The following is a 17,459-nucleotide window of genomic DNA, read 5'->3' on the forward strand; positions in this document are numbered from 1 at the left end:
TGATTTTGTGGTTAGGCTTCTGTGATGGTAGCCTAACTGCTACTCATTTGACCGCATAGTTCTGCGATTTTTTTGCTGAACCAGTCATAACGCGCTGCCAAAGTGCGATGCTTTTTAGCTGTCAGATAGAGCGGGTCACTGACGGGTTCTTTCAGCTCCACAATTCTGATGTTCGCTTGTGCCTCAAAACTGCGAACGGCGGTTTCTGGTAAAACCGTGTATCCGAGTCCTTGCGCAACAGGTACAAGGATCTGACTGAGCTGGTTGATGTAACCGGTTGTTCTGAGGTCAGCAGAAACAGCACTTATCTCTGGAAAATTTGGCGTGAGCAGGCGCTCTGCATAGTGTTGTCCATCCGGATGATCGATGAAACCCAGCGACTCCAGGTCTGCGAAGACCGACGGGCTCCCATCGAAATCGGCTGGCACCACAAGGCAAAGCGGTTCATCGCCGATGTGGTGTTGCACAAGTGAGGACTGAACAGTCTGCTGAGTAACGATGCAGAGATCAACCTCATTGTTTTGCAACAGCTGCAGGCTGCGGTGGTTTGGAGCGACCTCAACCTTCAGCGTTAAACCAGGATGGCGGTTCTGGTGTGCAAGTAGCTTGGGATAGAGGTAGAGTGCCATGGACCCGGAACACGCAATACGGACTTCACCAGTATTGGGATCGTCTTGCTGTATTGCGGCGCGAAGGTCTGCTTCCTGCCTCTCTGCTTTCAATGCAAAGCCAAGCAGAAGCTCTCCTTCCCGCGTCAACTCAAAACCCTTGCCGATTTTTGTGATGAGCGGCGCACCGATTTGCTGCTCGAGCTTTTTCAGGTGCTGGCTTACACCCGGCTGTGTCATACCAAGTTGATTGGCTGTCTGGGTGAAATGACCAGTTTCAGTTAGTTTAACGAAGGTCTTAAGCCATTGGGAATTCAACATGGCCCAAGCATACATAACATTAAATTATCATAAAACTAATAAATGATAATTTCTGGCTTTCTCACAGAGTTGCTACATCCAACGTATCCAAGGCATTCCGCCTGTAAAGTTTAGCGTAGCGAGGTCTGTTATGTCCGTCCCTTATCCAAGACGTTTCTCTCACATCGGTCTTTCCGTTCCGGATGTAGAAGCCGCTGTGAAGTTCTATCGTGATGTGATGGGCTGGTACATCATCATGGAACCAAGCGAGATTGTTGAAGATGACAGTCCAATTGGTGAAATGTGTACTGACGTGTTTGGTAAAGGCTGGAAGAGCTTTAAGATCGCTCATCTTTCCACCAGTGATGGCATTGGTGTGGAGCTTTTTGAGTTTGCGCAGAACGAAACCCCGCAAAATAACTTCGAATATTGGAAGACCGGTATCTTCCATTACTGCGTTCAGGACCCGGATGTAGAAGGTCTGGCTGCCAAGATTGAGGCTGCTGGCGGTAAACGCCGCATGAAGGAGCCACGCTACTATTATCCAGGAGAGAAGCCGTACCGCATGATCTACATGGAAGATCCATTCGGCAACATTCTGGAAATCTACAGTCACTCCTATGAGCTGCATTATTCCAGCGGAGCCTATAAGGAATCCTAGGTAAACAGGGGTGTGCGTGAAGAATTTTAATCGAGCACATCTAAATCTACCCGAGTTATCTTAGAGTAGCTGAAAGGCGTTTGCTCCCAAATAGACCGGAATTCTGACAGGCTTGAAGAGTAACGGTCCATGTCAAAAGACATTCTGGTAGCAATCGCCTTTTTTTCTGCCAACGGACATACCGAGGCACTGGCACATGCAGTCGCTCGTGGCGCCAGTGAAAACGGTGCCACGGTCACTTATGTGCCTGTCAGCGATTATGAGGACACGGACTGGGACGCTCTGGAAGCTGCTGATGCCATCGTTTTTGGAAGCCCTACCTACATGGGCGGTGTTGCTGCCCCCTTCAAATTCTTCATGGATGCCTCTGCAACCGTTTGGTACAAACAAGGCTGGATCAACAAGATCGCCGGTGGTTTCAGCGTATCAGGTTCCATGAGCGGCGACCGGCACAACGTCTTTCTTCAAATGGCAGCCTTTGCAGCCCAGCATGGCATGATCTGGGTAAGCCTTGGCATGCCGCCGGGCAATAATTACAGCTTTGGCAGCAACGAAGATCTCAATCGTCTTGGCGTGTATTATGGCGCAGCAGCGCAGGCCAACATGGATCAAGGGCCAGAAGTGGCTCCTCCTCAATCAGACAGAGACACAGCCTTTGCCTACGGCGCCCGCATTGCAAAGGCGACACGCCGCTGGGTGGAAGGTGGAGAAAACCATCCATCTCAAGGAAAGAGCCCTTTACACTGAGGGCTTAAATCGCATTTCTTATAGGTGATCAAATTTGGAGTGGAACGCTCAAACGGCATCAAGCTTTTGTTTCATCGCGTATTCTCTTAGGTGCACCGTTGGTGGTGACCAGAGGTTACGCTGTAAACGTTGCGTTGGAGGCACCTGAATGGCATGGATCTGGCTCATCATCGCTGGCCTGTTTGAAATGACCTTTGCCGTCTGCCTCAAGCTGTCTGACGGCTTTACCAGACCGCTTTATACAATTGCTTTTATCATAACGGCCTTGCTGTCACTTTACTTCCTGACCAAAGCCATGGTGTCCATACCACTTGGCACGGCCTATGCCGTGTGGACGGGGATCGGCGCCTCCGGCATTGCCATCCTTGGCATTTTCCTCTTTGGAGAACCAGTCACCTTCCTCCGCCTCTTCTTCATAGCCATGCTCATCGCTGCAATCGTCGGGCTGAAGTTTGTTTCGAATGGGTAGGTGGGGAGAGAGACCGATTTTCTAGTTATGCTCAAAGTAGGCATCAAACATATCGGCTAACTCCTGCGATGCTCTGATCGAACCGGGCGGCTGCTCGCCGAAGCTGCCACCAACACAGAACAGATTGTTTTCTAGTATCGCTGTGCGTAGCATTTCCGTTTCCAAAAGTGTGAGTTTCGGCTTGTAGCACACCACTCCGTGTATCTTATGCGTCTCTTTCATGTGTCTGATATGCTGCGAATATTCCTGCAGATCATGCAGAAGCCAGACCCTCACTTCAGGCATATCTTTAGCGCTTAAATCTGCTTTCCTTCGATACCGCAACAGTTCTGTGCTGGTATGAATGCGTTCGTGGTATCCAACATACCTGCAGTTTCTCAGGCTGCATGTTTCCCTGAACTGCCGCGAACTCGCCTCTTCGTTATTAGCTGCAATCAGATTGAAGCTGGCAAGTCTCGGTTGCTCACCCGACTGTATCTCGTTCAAACTGCTAAAATAGACGCCCTGATCAGCAAACTGATGATGCTCAGTGATGTTCAGGTTTGGAAAGAACAATTCGAACTGCACGGCAAATTCATTACCCGGTTCTGTCGAGTGCAGGATGTTTTTGAGCTTATCCGTTGAGTGCTTCTTTCTGAAATGGAACTTATAGTTCCTTCCGAAGCCAACGGCAGAATGGCCACGATAAAGTATTGCTGCGATTGTGCCACTGGTCATGTACGCTAAGTGCTGACTATTTTTGCAGATAAAGTTGCCTTCAAATTCCTGTGACCTTAACTTTCGTCCACATAGAGCAACTGCCATGACGTGGTTTGTAGGCATCGTAGTGAAGAAGATAGGGTCAACAAAATTATTAGGAAACTGCGAGATCTGATAAACCGCCTAGATTGTTACCAGATTTTCATCCAAAGTTTCGACAACCTCTACGCGTGCCGGGTCTCTCAGCAGTTTTGCAAACTTATACTTAAAGCTGCCACCGGAGAGCTCGACAATTTGTTCTGATACCCAAGACGGATCAAGCATCGTCTCTGTATCTTCCTCGGTATCGTCCCAGAATGGCGTTTGAATTCCCGACGGTGCTGCGACTAGAACTTTGCCGAGGCCTTTGTCACGCACGAGTGACGCGCCTAGCATTCCCAGCGCAGATTTGGTCGCGCAATATGCTGGTTCCAACTCACGAGGCGTATACTGCGAACTGGAGGTGATGAGCATGATCTTAAGAGGATGATCTGATCTTCTTTTCAGGCGCTGTATCAACATCATAGGCGCCAGCAGGCCGACATTGATCATAGTCCCGAGTTGATCATCAGCAAGCTCGTCAATATGCCCACGTTGAAGGAAACCTGCGGCATAGATAAGCGTATGAACATTGTTGAAGCCGTCCAACACCTGATCGATGTCACGGGCTAACAGAACCGGGTCATCTGTCATCGAGAATTTTTGAAAGGTCGCTCCTTCAAGCTCAGGATTTTGGCGCCCAGTAAGCCCAACATTATGGCCTTCTTTTACATAATGCTTCGCCAGCTCAAGACCTACGCCAGACGTACCACCAACAATCAGAATATTCTTTTTCACGAAATGATGCTTTCTCAGATTTGCATTGAGCTTCAAAGTTTCTGGTCAGTTAAAGGAGATTGAAGCGTAGGTCCGAAACGGTTCTGCAGAGCGTCCTACTCACTTGCTCCCTCGATTTCCAAGTGTTAACACTACCACCATCAGTTGCAACGTATTGGCATCATCTTCATTTGCGAAAAAAATCAGATCATATTTCTTTGCATCGGCAAAAAGACGTTCGGTGGGGGGACTGGGTAGAAACCTATCAAGCGGTTACCGGGGATGTGGTGAACAAAGCCTATTGCCCGCCTGTAGAGAACTTTTCTGCCTCTGTGAGCGCCCGGTTTCTTCCAGATGCCAGCCTTTGTCTGATTTCCGGTGGTCACTATTATGTCGAGCGAACTGAGAAGCGAACAGCACAAGACAACATCGATGTGTACTGCATTCAGTTCTACTGCCATACCGGAGGAAGCGAACTTGAATGCTCCAAAGGGAGCTTTGGACTGCAGAGCGGTGATCTGATTTTTTATGATGCTACACAGCCCATGTCTGCACATCACGCAGATTATCAACTTTGCAAGTTGATGCTACCACGCGAGAAGTTGAGTGGTTACATTTCAGCCCAGCGTAGCCACCCTATCCAGATCTTTCGCGGTAATGCTGCTCCCTTGCCAATCATTCGGCAATTGATGCTCAGTCTCAGCACAGAGATCAACACGCTTACGGATGACCAATACACCAGCATTGTTGATTGCATCGCAGAGTTGGTCGGACAGATCGTGTCCCATCAAGACAATGAAAACTCCAGCTCTACACTTTCCCGTTCTGTTCAGCATCTCCGCAGGCTTCAAGCAAAAGGCCTGCTCCGACACAACTTATCTAACCCTGACCTGAGCAGTGATGATCTTGCCCACTTGATGGGTATTTCGCGAAGTACCCTTTACCGTCTGCTTGATCCGATGGGAGGCTTTGCAAAATACCTACGCACCATGCGGTTAGCACGGGCACGCCAGCTCCTACGCCTGCAAAATCGGAAAGAAATTGGAGAGCTCGCTGAGGCGTGTGGCTTTAAGCACTTATCGACATTTTCCAAGGTGTTTCGAAGCGAGTTTGACATGAGCCCCAGTGAAATGCTGAATGAACTGCATCGGAGCAAGGGGACTCCGCTCAATACTTATATTCATTGGGCCAAAGCACAATAATTTCTGTGTGCACGAATTTAAACTGTTGATAAATAAAAGAAATCACCTCTTCACTGACAACACCTGAGTGAGGCTTACTTTTGCTTCATCGTGTCAAATGAGCCCAAAGACCTCCGAACTATTTTCTCTGGTGTTTCATGGCAGTCCTTAACTGTGAGTTTTTCCGTAATTGTCGGACACTTCATTTTTGCCAGGACTTCAATTTATGCTCATCAGTGAATGAAACAAATATTTGCAGTGCTCTCTATCTCGGTACTTTTGGATGATTAGCGGCCAAGATTGAGCCTCGCTTTTTCGGACTCTTATTGCTCATGCACTTTTCACCTTTCTCGTCAGAATTTCGTTTAGCAGGTTTGGCGCTTACTTTACTTTGGTCACCTTTTACCATCACAACGAGCCTTGCACAAAGCCAGCTTCAATGGCCACCTTTGGAGGTAGTCACTTCTCTACCTCACCCACAAGACCCTTCTGTAACTCTCTCTCTTGCTAACGCTATCAATGCAGATGGGACAATAGTCGTTGGCGTACAGGGCCTGGCAGGGGCCTCTAGCGCAGCTGTCTGGAATACAACTCAGTCCCCCACTGTCATTCTTGGCAATCTTCCAGGATATTCGAGCTCATTTGCGACAGGGGTCAGCGCTAATGGGCAAGTTGTTATTGGCAACTCTATAAAATATTCAAATTCGAGTGTGGTAGGTGCATTCCGTTGGGAGGGAGGTCACTTACAGGACCTTGGACACCTTCCTGGAGGAAACGAGGCATTTGCAACCGCGACCAATGCATCTGGAGAGATTGTGGTGGGCAACGCAGATAATTCCAGCGGCCTCACACGCGCATTTCTTTGGCAAAATGGCATCATGCAAGACCTAGGTACGACTGGGGGCGCTAGTGAAGCAGCAGCAGAAAATGTAAATGCCGATGGAACCGTAGTCGTCGGCACTTTAAATAAAGGAAACCAGATCTCCGGAGCGTTTCGATGGCAAAATGGCCTGATGGAAGAACTCAATCCTCTCACAGGGGATGTTGAGGCTGATGCAAAAGATGTAAGTGCTGATGGGCGGATCATCGTAGGGCATTCTGGAGACCGTAGCACTCCCAATGCCACGAGATGGGTCAATGGCAAAGTTGAAAGTTTGGGGACTCTTCGCGGAGATTCCTACTCCTATGCTTTGGGGGTAAGTGATAGCAGCGGTGTTGTTGTCGGCAACTCAATCGGAGCTGCCAGAACACGCGCATTTCGATGGCAAAATGGAGAAATGAAAGATCTCGGCCAACTGACAGGGGCTGTTGCTACTCATGCGATTGACATTAGCGCTGACGGTTCAACGATTACCGGCTACTCATATGATGGAACCACGTACAGCGCCTTCATTTATCGCACAGCTATTCAAGATCTTGCTAACGTGCAAGCTTCTGCCATTGAGATCGCAAATGAATTTGCGAATGCCGTGGATCTGAATGGTCACTTAACGAGGAAGCTTAAGGAGGAAGCTTAAGGAGGAAGCTTAAGGAGGAAGAATGCCACATTTCGCAGGGCCGCAATGCCTGTTTGGGTGTTCGGGCTGGCGCAACTAGTTTGTTTCAGGGGACCAATGCTTTTGGTGGTAGTTTAACTGGTGCAATCAACATCAGCGATGCTTTCAAACTCGGTGCAAGTGTTGGAACCTATGGAGAAGGGAATACTAGTTCAACGTTGGACTTGAACTACGGTATTGGCGTCGGTGCATTCGCCGAGTATTTGATTGGTTCGTTACCTCTCGGTTCTAAGGCTACGCATGTTCGTGCCCGCCTTGATGGGGCATGGCTTTATAGCGATGCAGATGTCACACGTGGGCAAGATTTCACTGATGTATAGGCAGGAAGGGGCTCCACTCATTTCAGCAGCAGGACTGTAGGCGCACGACTTATTGCAGACCATCAATTCTCAGAGAATTTCATGATCTCCCCCTATATCGGTGCATATTGGGAGAACACCTATCAAGCTGGATATGACGAGCAGACAGAGCTGGACACCATCGCCCATATTCACGGTAGCTCAACAAGTGCAGCCGCTGGTGTTTTTGGCCTCCGGTCCCGGTTTTCAGTTTTTGAGCAACTGGAACTCGGTTTTGCTTTGCAAGGGGAAGTGGACTTCTTTGCAGATGACGTTGAGGTATCAGCTTCTACCAATATCCCCGGTCTGGCACATTTTTCTGTTGGTGCAGATCGTTCAAAGAACAGAGCTCGTTTTGTTGCCGAAGCAAGTGCAGCCTATAATATGACTGAGCAAAGCCGCGTTGAGGTCTTGGGGAAGGTCTTTTCGGCCCGTTATCAGGACAAGCTTGGAGGCGATCTTGCTGTCAGGTTCTCAAGCAGTTTTTAAGTGCGCGGCATACATCACCACTTTAGCTACCGGTATTGCTTCGTAGTTTCTTTCATCAGGTCGCGGGTCCATTTGATCATGGGGTCGTGGTGGTAGCGTTCGTGCCAATAGAGGAAGAACTCCTGGTGATGGTCTTTGAGGAAGTCCGGCACTGGGGAGGGAATGGTTTTGTGGCCGGTGTAGATTTGGGTGTCGAAGATGGAAGGCACCAGAAAGAGCATGTCGGACTGGCCGCAGAAGTGCATGGCCGCGAAGAAGCTGCCGATTTTTACCGCGACGTTTCTCTTGTGGCCCAGCACTGCCAGTTTCTCGTCAATGATACTGTGCCCAGAACCCGTGATCATAACCGAGATATGGTCCTGACTGAGGTAGTCCTCTAGCGATATAGGCTTGCCTGCAAGAGGATGGTCTTTGCTCATCAGGCAGACGTAACTGAAGCGGCCCAGCGAGAAACGATGGAGCTGGCTTGTCGCTGATGCTGGGGTTTGGCCAGACAGGACAAAATGCGCCTCTCCACTTTCAAGCGGTTCGAACTGATTGCGGATGTCACTTTTCAGCTCAAGCTTTAAGCCTGGAGCGTCCTGCTTCATACGCTGTAGCAGTGGCGGCCCGTAGAGGTTTACCTCCAGCTCCGGGCCTGAAAAGCGGATGGTTTCTTCCGCGGTGGCCGGGTCAAACTGCGGTTTAGCGATAACGTCCTTTATGGTTGCCAGAGCTGAGGGGAGTAGCCTTTGGATCTCAATAGCTCTTTCCGTCAGTTCATACTCTCCGGCAATGCGCACCAGTAATGGATCTTGCAGGGCATCACGCAGGCGTTGCAAAGCACGGCTCGCTGCGGGCTGGCTCATGTGCAATTGCGTGGCAGCAATAGACACGTGGCGTGTTTCCAGCAGCTTTTCCAAAACGACGAGGAGGTTCAGATCTACATTGCGTAAATTCACCTGACGCATAATGACTATACCTTACATGCATTAGACGAATGACACTTAGCTGAATAGACAGGTGCTGTCGATCTCACAGCGCAGGAAAAGGAATTTGCAATGAGCGTGCAGAGCAAGGTCATCGTCGTTTATCATAGTGGGTATGGTCACACTCAGGTGCTGGCGGAAGCCGTGCTGCAAGGTGCATTAGATGCTGGTGCAGATGCTGAGCTGATGTCAGTCGGCGCATTGGATGATGTAAACTGGGACAAGCTGGCGGCGGCTGATGCCCTTATCTTTGGCTCGCCAACATACATGGGCAGTGCGAGCGCGCCGTTTAAAGCCTTTATGGATGCCAGTTCCAAAGTTTGGATGGAACGTGGCTGGGTCGATAAAGTTGCAGGTGCGTTTACGGTATCGGCTTCTCGCAGTGGCGATAAACTTGGCACGCTGACACAGCTGAGCGTGTTTGCTGCTCAGCATGGCATGATCTGGGTTGGGCTGGATCTGATGCCCGGCAACAACAGCAGTACAGGTTCTGAGGAAGATCTCAACCGTTTGGGCAGCACACTCGGCGTCATGGCACAGGCCAATGCGGACGAAGGACCGGAGGTTGTTCCACCGAAAGCCGACAAAGATACAGCCAAAGCACTTGGTGGCAGAATTGCGAAGGTGGCAGCATCCCTCACCCTTGTGAGTGAAGCGGCTTAACCCTTAATTCACTGCAATTGCAAGTGCTTGGATTTGTGCGGGCGCAGGTGCCATCTCTTCACCTCATTTTTGGACAAACTCGATACGTATAAGAGCAAATTAAAACACAAGATCACTGTATCGGGTTTGTCTATGAAAAAAAGAAAACGCATTATCCTTTCCATTGACGGTGGCGGAGCGCGCGGCCTTATTCCCATTCGTCTGCTGCGCGGCCTTGAGACCAAATTATATGAGCGCGGAAAATCCGCTCCTCTTTGCCGATACTTTGATTTGATCTGCGGAACATCCAGCGGCGGCCTGATTGCTGCCGGGCTGACGGCGCCGAACCCAGACCGTGACAAATCCGGCCAGCCAGCGATGACGCTCAGCGAACTGCAAGAGTTTTTTGAGATCGAAGCCCGCGAGCTTTACATGAACAACCGCAGGCACTGGCTGCCTCGACGCCTCTACCATACTTTCGGGCAGTTCAATAAGGGCATTCAGGAGCGGCCCATTGAACAAGCTATCAAGCAGCATATTGGCTGGAGTGCGCTTTCCTGCAGTATGACGGCTATTCTGCTGACTGCGTATGACCTGAAAAACCGCCGTGTTGTTTCCATGAGCAACAACACAACTGGACGGGACGACTATTACTTCTGGCAGGCTGTGCGGGCAACGACCTCCTCCCCATCGTGGTTTGAACCAGCCCGCGTTGAGAACCTGACGACCGGCGATGAAGAAATCATGATTGACGCTGCTGGCTTCCTGAATGACCCAGTACTTGCAGCCTATGCAGAGGCACGTCGTCATGGATGGGCGCCTAAAGACATCATTATTCTCTCGCTTGGCTCAGGTAATCCGGTTGAAGAGAAGCATAGCTTTAATCAGGCAGTGAACTGGGGCACAAGTGGCTGGCTTTCTCCCGAAGAAGGCACGCCCCTGCTTTCCAGCTATATGCATGGGCAAACGGCCTCCACGGGACGGTATGCAGACGTGTTGTTTAAAGACATGCCGGGGATTGAGTATATTCGTCTCAACGCTGATCTTCCGCACTTTGGCAGTGACATTTATAGCGTGCGTCCGGGCGAAGTGCTTCAGCTCAACCGCATTGCAGATGACCTTCTTTCTGGCCACGGAGATGCGCTCGACAAACTGGCAGACATCATGGAAGAAAGGCAGGATGGCCCCGGCTTTTAGGCTTCACAATCCTTCCGCCCCTGTTACAACCACTAGGACGAATAGTGAAAGTGATTCACGCTATAGCCGTGGATCCATCGGAGGGATCATGTTTGGGTTGAGAGGTCATCAGCGCACGATTGCCTTAATGGCTGGTGGAATTGTTGTGAGCCTGCTTTCTGCTGATGCTCATGCTGTGCCTCTTCCTGACACGAAGCCTCCGCTCTCTGCTGAAGATTATCGCGACGCCCTGAAAAAGCAGCCAGAATTTCCGGGAGCTGCCAAGTATCACTTCGGGCACAAGAAAACGCCTGCCAAAACGAAACCTCTCTCCTTTGGCAGTTATGCAAGAGGTTGTGTTGCAGGGGCTGTCTCTATTCCTAAAGACGGTGAGAACTGGCAGGTCATGCGCCTGTCTCGTAACCGCAATTGGGGACATCCTGTTCTCATCGACTTTCTAAAGCGTCTGGCTGCTGATGCGCCAGATCTGGGCTGGAATGGCTTGCTGGTTGGCGACCTTTCGCAGCCGCGCGGTGGCCCGATGTTGACGGGTCATGCTTCTCATCAGATTGGATTGGATGCTGATATCTGGCTGAGACAAATGCCAGACACACGCTTCAGCGCCAAGCAACGCGAGTCAGAGAGTGCAATTTCCATGCTGAATGGCAACCTGAGCAAACCGGGGGCGGACCGCCGCGTCAACCCGAAACGCTGGACGGATGCCCATGCAAAACTAATCCGCCGCGCTGCCCAGGACGATGGTGTGGCTCGCATCTTCGTAAATCCGACAATTAAGAAAGCATTGTGTGAGTTTGAGAGTGCTGATCGCGACTGGTTGCGCAAAGTACGGCCCTGGTGGGGACACCACTATCACTTCCACGTGCGGATGACCTGCCCAGACGGTAGCACACAGTGTAAAAATCAGGCCGTGCCACCTGCTGGTGATGGCTGCGGTAAAGAGCTGACTTATTGGCTTTCTGATGCTCCCTGGGTTCCTAAGAAGCCGAAACCAGGTGAAAAACCAAAACCACGCAAGCCTAAGCCTCCGCTAGCTGTTGCCGACCTGCCTAACAGCTGTGCGACGGTTTTGAGGTCGGAGTAGTCCATTTTTTAGGTTGGTGGTACCGAGTTATTCGTGCTCGGCGTTTAAAGCAGTGGCAGCTTTCAAACACTCATCACCTCTCCAAGCTTTGAGCTGGAAGAAGGCGTAACAAAAGAGCTTACTTCTATACATTTAGCATCGGATGGCGTCGCTGCTCCCGGTTCCTTTCCACAGGTCGTGATCTGACACGGCAGTACCAACGCCCAACAGGGACATTGGGGGCTGGCGTGAACACTGGCCCACAACGGCCAAGTGGGCGATGTTGTGCTGGTATGCTAGCTGCAGTGATCGGACAGCTTTACCGCGCTGGTGGGAATCCGCAGAAGGAAGCAGGGGAGTACATTCCCACACTGAGGTTGCATTGAACAGATATCGTGAAAGCGTTCCGAACCAGCATATTCCAGTTACCAATGGCGGGAATTTCTTATAAATGAGCCCTTTTCCGCCCCGTATAACGCAGATTCCGACTTTCTTCCAGCACAAGATCCAGGTGACTTTAACCGATCCGCTTGCAAACAAGTGTTATGAGATGGCGACGTTCTTCTTCTAGAAATGCGTATGATAGAGAAACAAAGCCTTCAATGCATGAAGAAGATAATGAGATTATCGAGCTAAACTACAAAAAGCAGTATCGACACTACATCACGATAAACAAACTTAAATTTACATCAAAATGATTAAATAGTAATTATTTGACTCTACTATCTAATGCAAATACAAATCAACCAGCGCATGTAAGAGCTAAAATTTGCTACCAACAGATATGATGTCTGCACGCTCAGCGATATTGCTGACCTTATTAGCAACTAGTCATATTTTAATGGAGTGTTAGTTATGGAGCTCGCAGGCGCACGCCTCTCATTTTCCTTCACAAACAGAGCTGGCAATTTCGATCCAACACCAATAATGACGCAAGGTGACGTTTCAGTAAGGCTTATCAAAGAAGTTCTCGAGTTCAAGCCTGATAATGAACTGCGAAAAGCAAGTGCTGATGCATCTACAGATACAAATGAAGCAGGCCGTGCAGTCAGTAAGATTTTTGAAATACTTGTTGGACTCGACCTCGACAAGATGAATACAGTCGTAAACAAGTATGTAAACAAAATCAAAAGCAAAGAAGCTGCAATCCAGAAATTCTTTGATGTCTCTGAAGAATGGACCAATCCAGAGAGCAAGAGCGTCAAAAACGCCATCTATCAGGCAATGAAGGAAGCTGCAGCTGAGGGAGATCACGAGTCATGGCAAATGCTTCAAGCGCTCGACAAAGGAGAGCTTTCCATTGAAGACATGGCTGACTACGGTCTAGAAACAGAGTCCAACTACATCGTCTACCTCGATGAAGACGGAAGCTACGTTTACGGCATTTCTTCTGTCAATTTCACAGGCAAATATCGTGCGGCCCATGATGTATTCAGTGAGCAAACTACATTGAATGAGAACGGTCAGGCAATTGACAAAGAGACTGGCAATCGAGCCGCATACATCCGTTTAGCAAAGAACTTGAGTTTTTATCTTACGTGGCCATCAGATTAAGCAAGGAATGATAGTAGTCCAAAGGGAGCGTGATGCTCCCTTTTTCCTCAATCATGCATGTACGCAGCTGGGGCTTTGTCGTTGTTCAGGATGAGCGTCATCAGGGTCAGGTCCAGCCAGCGGCCGAATTTGAACCCGACTTGGGGGAGCTCTCCGCTGACTTTGAAGCCGTAGCGTTCGTGCAATCGGATTGAGCCTTTGTTGTCGCTGTCGATGGCACCGATTAAGACGTGTTTCTGATCTTGTTTTGCAAGTTCGATCAGTTTTTCGAGCAATACGGATCCTGCCCCTTTTCCACGAGATTGCGGCGTTACATAAACTGAATGTTCCATGGTTTTGTTATAGCCAGGCTTCTCACGGAACGGGCCGTAACTGCCGTATCCCAGCACATCACCGTTGTCGTCTTCAGCCACAATGATCGGAAACCCACCAGCAATCCGGTTTTCGAACCAGTTCTTACGGTCTTCCAATGTCTCTAAAGCATCCGTCCAGATTGCAGCTAAAGTTTTGACTGCATCATTGTGAATTTCCAGGATGACAGGAAGATCAGATTTGGTTGCATGACGCAGTTTCATGGAAGCCCCTTTAAAATACCCGGGCCAAAAAACGCTAGAGCGAAGGTATGCGTGTTGCCCCGTAAATCTACTTTTGCCTAGTTTTGATAGATACGCCTGAACTTTCAGCAGAATTGTCATATTTTACGACAGGCCTCAAGAACACACCGCGCGCAAACACTTGAGTTTATTGCAGGATAGTCTGGGATCTGGAGTTAAAACCGGGCGGACATCAGATAGCTGAAATTTACTAATTATCAGATTATTTTACGTAAATTTAACCATAGTTTTTGATCATTACATCAAATTTCAATGGTTGATTTTAAGGTTATCAATTAATTACTGCACCTACGGGTAGTCGTTACTTAACAGAGAGTGAACACGTTACTCAGCAGCAATTATCTCACTCCTTGAATATCAATCTGCTTACACTTTCATATCTGGAGTATTTGAAGTGAAACAGGTTCTGTGTATTTCCACCCTTATTGCGGGCGTTGGATTAATAATTGCCGGAGCATCCGCTGCGCAGGCTCAAGACAGTGGCATGTATATCTCGCTCAAAGGCGCAAAGGCATTTTCACTTCGTAGCACCTTTGACCCAATCGGAGGTGTGCCAACTGATAGCTATGATTTTGACTATAAAAGCGAATGGTCGGCAAGCACTAGCCTTGGATATAGGTTGAATGAGTATCTTCGTCTTGAAGGTGAACTAGGATATCTTGTCAACTCGGTCAAAGATATGAGCAGTGACACCATTCCAATCGATTACAGCTCAAGAGGAAAAATCTTTGCCAGATACACTATGGCAAACATACTTGCTGATTTTGCTCTTACAGATCAGCTGTCGGCCTTCGCGGGAGGTGGTATTGGCATTGCAAAGCCAGATATGGATAAAACAATCCTCTCAAATGCGCTCTTGGGTCAGACACGGCAAATCGAGATCGAAGATCAATATGTTTTTGCATGGAAACTCACTGGCGGCCTTTCTTATGAGGCGTATGAAAACACTCACCTTTTTGCAGATTATACTTACTTCCAAACGGCCGATTTTGACATCAAGCAAAAAACAACCCAAAGCGGCGTTTCAGTAGAAAACACACTGGAGTCAGATCTAAGTTCTCACCTTATCGGCGTTGGTCTTCGCTATGATTTTTAGCGGGTAACAAACGTAAGTACTTCGCTAATTTTCACTATTGACAGAGGCGGCAGGTTGCCGCCTTGTTTTATGCATAGCGACTACTGGTAATATCATCAGACCTCATAGAGATCAGACAAGTTATATCATTGTAATTGATACCTATATTTTACATGTTCTGTGAATTACATCATTAATTATTTGGTAAGACTTGTCTATTTGCGCGAATCTCCCTTTCAGGACTTCAGGAGATAGTGCGCAATGGGAAAGTTTTCCTCTACTGTGATCATGTTAGTTTCTGCGTTATTGGCGACAGGAGCACTCTCTGCCCGTTCCTATGCTGCGGATTTGGCGGCGGCTGCGCAAGAAGCAGCTGCGGCAGCGGCTGAAAAAGCGGCGATGGGCATGTTTCCACTCAAACCTTATGCAGGTGCTAAGGCCTTTGTTTCTTACGCACCTGATGGTGATTTTTATACACCCGGGACTGGGCGGACAAAATTTTTCGAATACAATATCGGCTGGAATGCCGCCGCGTTTGGCGGTGTAACGGCTGGGGACTTTGTCAAACTGCAGCTGGATACTGGTTACATCAGCAATAGCGTTTCTAACCTTTCCGGGGTGGACGGCGGAAGTGGAACTGTGGCCGCCGCCTATGTGATGGGCGGCGTTATTCTTTCTGCTCCCCTTTCTCCCCTCACCAAAAAGGTCATTCCGTTTGCCGGGATCAGCATTGGGGCTGCATTTCCTGTCATCGGGACTATCAATGGCACAATTAACGGGGATCAGTTCACAATCAAAGGCAGCCAGTCGACGGTTGGGGCCTTGTTGGCTCGCGGGGGTGTAACCATAGCGATTAACCCCAAACTTGGAGCAACACTCGAATACGGGTTCTTCCAGACCGCGGATTTCTCACTGAGCACAACGGACAATATCTCCGGCTCCGGCAACGCGTCGACCGATATGTCAGCTCATTTGTTTGGTCTTGGCTTTGAGTATCACTTTTAGCCAGATAGCAGCGAGAATCTGAGAGAAAGCCAATTGCTATTCACTTTATTGGCTGGAAAACGGCAAAAAAGCGCGTGGGCGCTTATTATGTGCTTTGCCATAGAGCAAAGCAGTGGTAATTGAGCGCCCATGACGACCAAAACTTTGTCCAATATTCGCAATTTCTCGATTGTCGCGCACATCGACCACGGTAAGTCCACCCTGGCCGATCGCCTCATCCAGTCTACCGGCACTCTCACTGATCGTGAGATGACGGAGCAGGTTCTCGATTCCATGGATATCGAGAAGGAGCGCGGCATTACCATTAAGGCTCAAACCGTTCGCCTGATCTACAAGGCAGATAACGGTGAAGAGTACACGCTGAACCTGATTGATACCCCAGGTCACGTGGACTTTGCCTATGAAGTTTCTCGCTCTCTTGCTGCGGTGGAAGGCTCCCTGCTGGTGGTTGATGCCTCCCAAGGTGTGGAAGCGCAGACGCTTGCGAACGTCTATCAGGCGATCGACAACGACCACGATATCGTGACCGTTCTCAACAAGGTTGACCTGCCTGCTGCTGAGCCGGATCGCATCAAAGAGCAGATCGAAGATGTGATCGGCCTTGATACGTCTGACTCCGTGATGATTTCAGCGAAGACCGGACTTGGTATTCCTGATGTTTTGGAAGCAATCGTCAAACAGCTTCCTGCACCAAAAGGCAATCCGGATGGCCCGTTAAAGGCTATGTTGGTGGACAGCTGGTACGATACGTATCTTGGTGTGATGGTTCTGGTTCGCATCATCGACGGTGAACTGAAAAAAGGCGACTCCATCAAGATGATGGGCACTGGCGCTGTTTATCCAGTTGACCGCGTTGGTGTGATGACCCCAGCTTTCGTTGCAACGGACCGCCTTGGACCGGGTGAAATTGGTGTTCTGACAGCTTCCATCAAGGAAGTTGCTGATACCCGTGTGGGCGACACCATAACTACGGATAAAAAGGGCTGCACCGAAGCACTGCCGGGCTTTAAGCCTGCTCAGCCTGTTGTGTTCTGTGGTCTCTTCCCGGTTGATGCCAACGACTTTGAAGACCTACGCTCTGCTATGGGCAAGCTGCGCCTCAATGATGCGTCATTTTCCTATGAGATGGAAACATCGGCTGCGCTTGGTTTTGGTTTCCGCTGTGGCTTCCTTGGTCTGCTGCACCTTGAGATTATTCAGGAACGCCTGTCCCGTGAGTTCAACCTTGATCTGATCGCAACAGCGCCATCTGTTGTTTATGAGATGGAGATGACAGACGGTTCTCAGTTTGAGATGCACAACCCTGCTGATATGCCGGATGTTGTGAAGATCAAAGAAATCCGCGAGCCATGGATCCGTGCGAACATTATGACACCAGATGAGTACCTCGGTGCCATCTTGAAGCTGTGTCAGGATCGCCGTGGTGTGCAGGTTGACCTTT

Annotated in this window: 18 protein-coding genes and 1 pseudogene; 14 read left to right on the plus strand and 5 right to left on the minus strand. The window is 49.3% G+C overall.

What is annotated here, in order from left to right; genetic code table 11:
* Positions 1-32: 32 nt before the first annotated feature.
* On the minus strand, positions 33-929 hold the full coding sequence (locus PPL9_RS19365; protein ID WP_208989492.1) for a LysR family transcriptional regulator: 897 nt from the start codon (positions 927-929) through the stop codon (positions 33-35).
* A 130-nt stretch (positions 930-1,059) separates the two neighbouring features.
* Here PPL9_RS19365 and PPL9_RS19370 point away from each other — a divergent pair, with 130 nt between their 5' ends.
* The 3 genes from PPL9_RS19370 (at position 1,060) to PPL9_RS19380 (ending at position 2,785) form a co-directional block, all read left to right on the plus strand.
* Complete coding sequence (locus tag PPL9_RS19370) at positions 1,060-1,569, plus strand: lactoylglutathione lyase family protein (protein WP_057464216.1); 510 nt, start codon at positions 1,060-1,062, stop codon at positions 1,567-1,569.
* 129 nt (positions 1,570-1,698) lie between these two features.
* The gene (locus PPL9_RS19375) at positions 1,699-2,316 is read left to right on the plus strand and encodes a flavodoxin family protein (protein ID WP_057464217.1); all 618 of its coding nucleotides are present in this window, start codon (positions 1,699-1,701) and stop codon (positions 2,314-2,316) included.
* A 148-nt stretch (positions 2,317-2,464) separates the two neighbouring features.
* Complete coding sequence (locus tag PPL9_RS19380; RefSeq protein ID WP_057464218.1) at positions 2,465-2,785, plus strand: multidrug efflux SMR transporter; 321 nt, start codon at positions 2,465-2,467, stop codon at positions 2,783-2,785.
* Positions 2,786-2,806: 21 nt separating this feature from the next.
* On the opposite strand, the gene PPL9_RS19385 is transcribed toward PPL9_RS19380, so the two are convergent.
* Positions 2,807-3,589 (minus strand): hypothetical protein, encoded by a 783-nt coding sequence (locus PPL9_RS19385; RefSeq protein WP_057464219.1) that lies wholly within the window; start codon positions 3,587-3,589, stop codon positions 2,807-2,809.
* A gap of 78 nt (positions 3,590-3,667) precedes the next feature.
* Positions 3,668-4,360, minus strand: coding sequence for an SDR family oxidoreductase (locus tag PPL9_RS19390; RefSeq protein ID WP_057464220.1), 693 nt, complete (start codon positions 4,358-4,360; stop codon positions 3,668-3,670).
* Between the two features lie 197 nt (positions 4,361-4,557).
* Here PPL9_RS19390 and PPL9_RS19395 point away from each other — a divergent pair, with 197 nt between their 5' ends.
* The 4 genes and pseudogenes from PPL9_RS19395 to PPL9_RS19410 all read left to right on the plus strand — a co-directional run.
* Positions 4,558-5,541 carry an AraC family transcriptional regulator gene (locus tag PPL9_RS19395; protein ID WP_057464221.1) on the plus strand — a complete coding sequence of 328 codons (984 nt, stop codon included), beginning with the start codon at positions 4,558-4,560 and terminating at the stop codon, positions 5,539-5,541.
* Between the two features lie 311 nt (positions 5,542-5,852).
* Positions 5,853-7,037 (plus strand): hypothetical protein, encoded by a 1,185-nt coding sequence (locus PPL9_RS34715; RefSeq protein ID WP_082596988.1) that lies wholly within the window; start codon positions 5,853-5,855, stop codon positions 7,035-7,037.
* Between the two features lie 80 nt (positions 7,038-7,117).
* The gene (locus PPL9_RS19405; RefSeq protein ID WP_152986762.1) at positions 7,118-7,396 is read left to right on the plus strand and encodes a hypothetical protein; all 279 of its coding nucleotides are present in this window, start codon (positions 7,118-7,120) and stop codon (positions 7,394-7,396) included.
* A gap of 24 nt (positions 7,397-7,420) precedes the next feature.
* Positions 7,421-7,903: pseudogene (locus tag PPL9_RS19410) on the plus strand (autotransporter outer membrane beta-barrel domain-containing protein); the annotation flags it as partial.
* Positions 7,904-7,929: 26 nt separating this feature from the next.
* Here the strand turns inward: PPL9_RS19410 and PPL9_RS19415 are convergent.
* Positions 7,930-8,853, minus strand: a complete 924-nt coding sequence (locus tag PPL9_RS19415; RefSeq protein WP_057464225.1) for a LysR family transcriptional regulator — start codon at positions 8,851-8,853, stop codon at positions 7,930-7,932.
* Between the two features lie 90 nt (positions 8,854-8,943).
* Between PPL9_RS19415 and PPL9_RS19420 the strand changes: the two genes are divergently transcribed.
* The 4 genes from PPL9_RS19420 to PPL9_RS19435 all read left to right on the plus strand — a co-directional run bounded on the left by PPL9_RS19420 (position 8,944) and on the right by PPL9_RS19435 (position 13,324).
* Positions 8,944-9,534, plus strand: coding sequence for a flavodoxin family protein (locus PPL9_RS19420; protein ID WP_057464226.1), 591 nt, complete (start codon positions 8,944-8,946; stop codon positions 9,532-9,534).
* A gap of 132 nt (positions 9,535-9,666) precedes the next feature.
* On the plus strand, positions 9,667-10,710 hold the full coding sequence (locus PPL9_RS19425) for a patatin-like phospholipase family protein (protein WP_057464227.1): 1,044 nt from the start codon (positions 9,667-9,669) through the stop codon (positions 10,708-10,710).
* Positions 10,711-10,798: 88 nt separating this feature from the next.
* A complete protein-coding gene (mepA, locus tag PPL9_RS19430) occupies positions 10,799-11,791 on the plus strand; it encodes a penicillin-insensitive murein endopeptidase (protein WP_057464228.1) in 993 nt (330 codons plus the stop codon).
* An 834-nt stretch (positions 11,792-12,625) separates the two neighbouring features.
* On the plus strand, positions 12,626-13,324 hold the full coding sequence (locus PPL9_RS19435) for a hypothetical protein (RefSeq protein ID WP_057464229.1): 699 nt from the start codon (positions 12,626-12,628) through the stop codon (positions 13,322-13,324).
* A 47-nt stretch (positions 13,325-13,371) separates the two neighbouring features.
* Here the strand turns inward: PPL9_RS19435 and PPL9_RS19440 are convergent, their stop codons facing one another.
* The gene (locus PPL9_RS19440) at positions 13,372-13,899 is read right to left on the minus strand and encodes a GNAT family N-acetyltransferase (RefSeq protein WP_057464230.1); all 528 of its coding nucleotides are present in this window, start codon (positions 13,897-13,899) and stop codon (positions 13,372-13,374) included.
* Between the two features lie 433 nt (positions 13,900-14,332).
* On the opposite strand from PPL9_RS19440, the gene PPL9_RS19445 reads away from it, so the two are divergent.
* The 3 genes from PPL9_RS19445 to lepA all read left to right on the plus strand — a co-directional run.
* Entirely contained in the window at positions 14,333-15,034 is a 702-nt protein-coding gene (locus PPL9_RS19445) for an outer membrane beta-barrel protein (protein ID WP_161831370.1), read from the plus strand.
* Between the two features lie 240 nt (positions 15,035-15,274).
* Positions 15,275-16,018 (plus strand): hypothetical protein, encoded by a 744-nt coding sequence (locus tag PPL9_RS19450; protein ID WP_057464232.1) that lies wholly within the window; start codon positions 15,275-15,277, stop codon positions 16,016-16,018.
* A 129-nt stretch (positions 16,019-16,147) separates the two neighbouring features.
* Positions 16,148-17,459, plus strand: a 1,312-nt coding sequence (gene lepA, locus PPL9_RS19455) for a translation elongation factor 4 (protein ID WP_244273424.1), incomplete at its 3' end; no start/stop codon positions are given.

This window comes from Pseudovibrio sp. POLY-S9 (assembly GCF_001431305.1).
Taxonomy (GTDB): Bacteria; Pseudomonadota; Alphaproteobacteria; order Rhizobiales; family Stappiaceae; genus Pseudovibrio.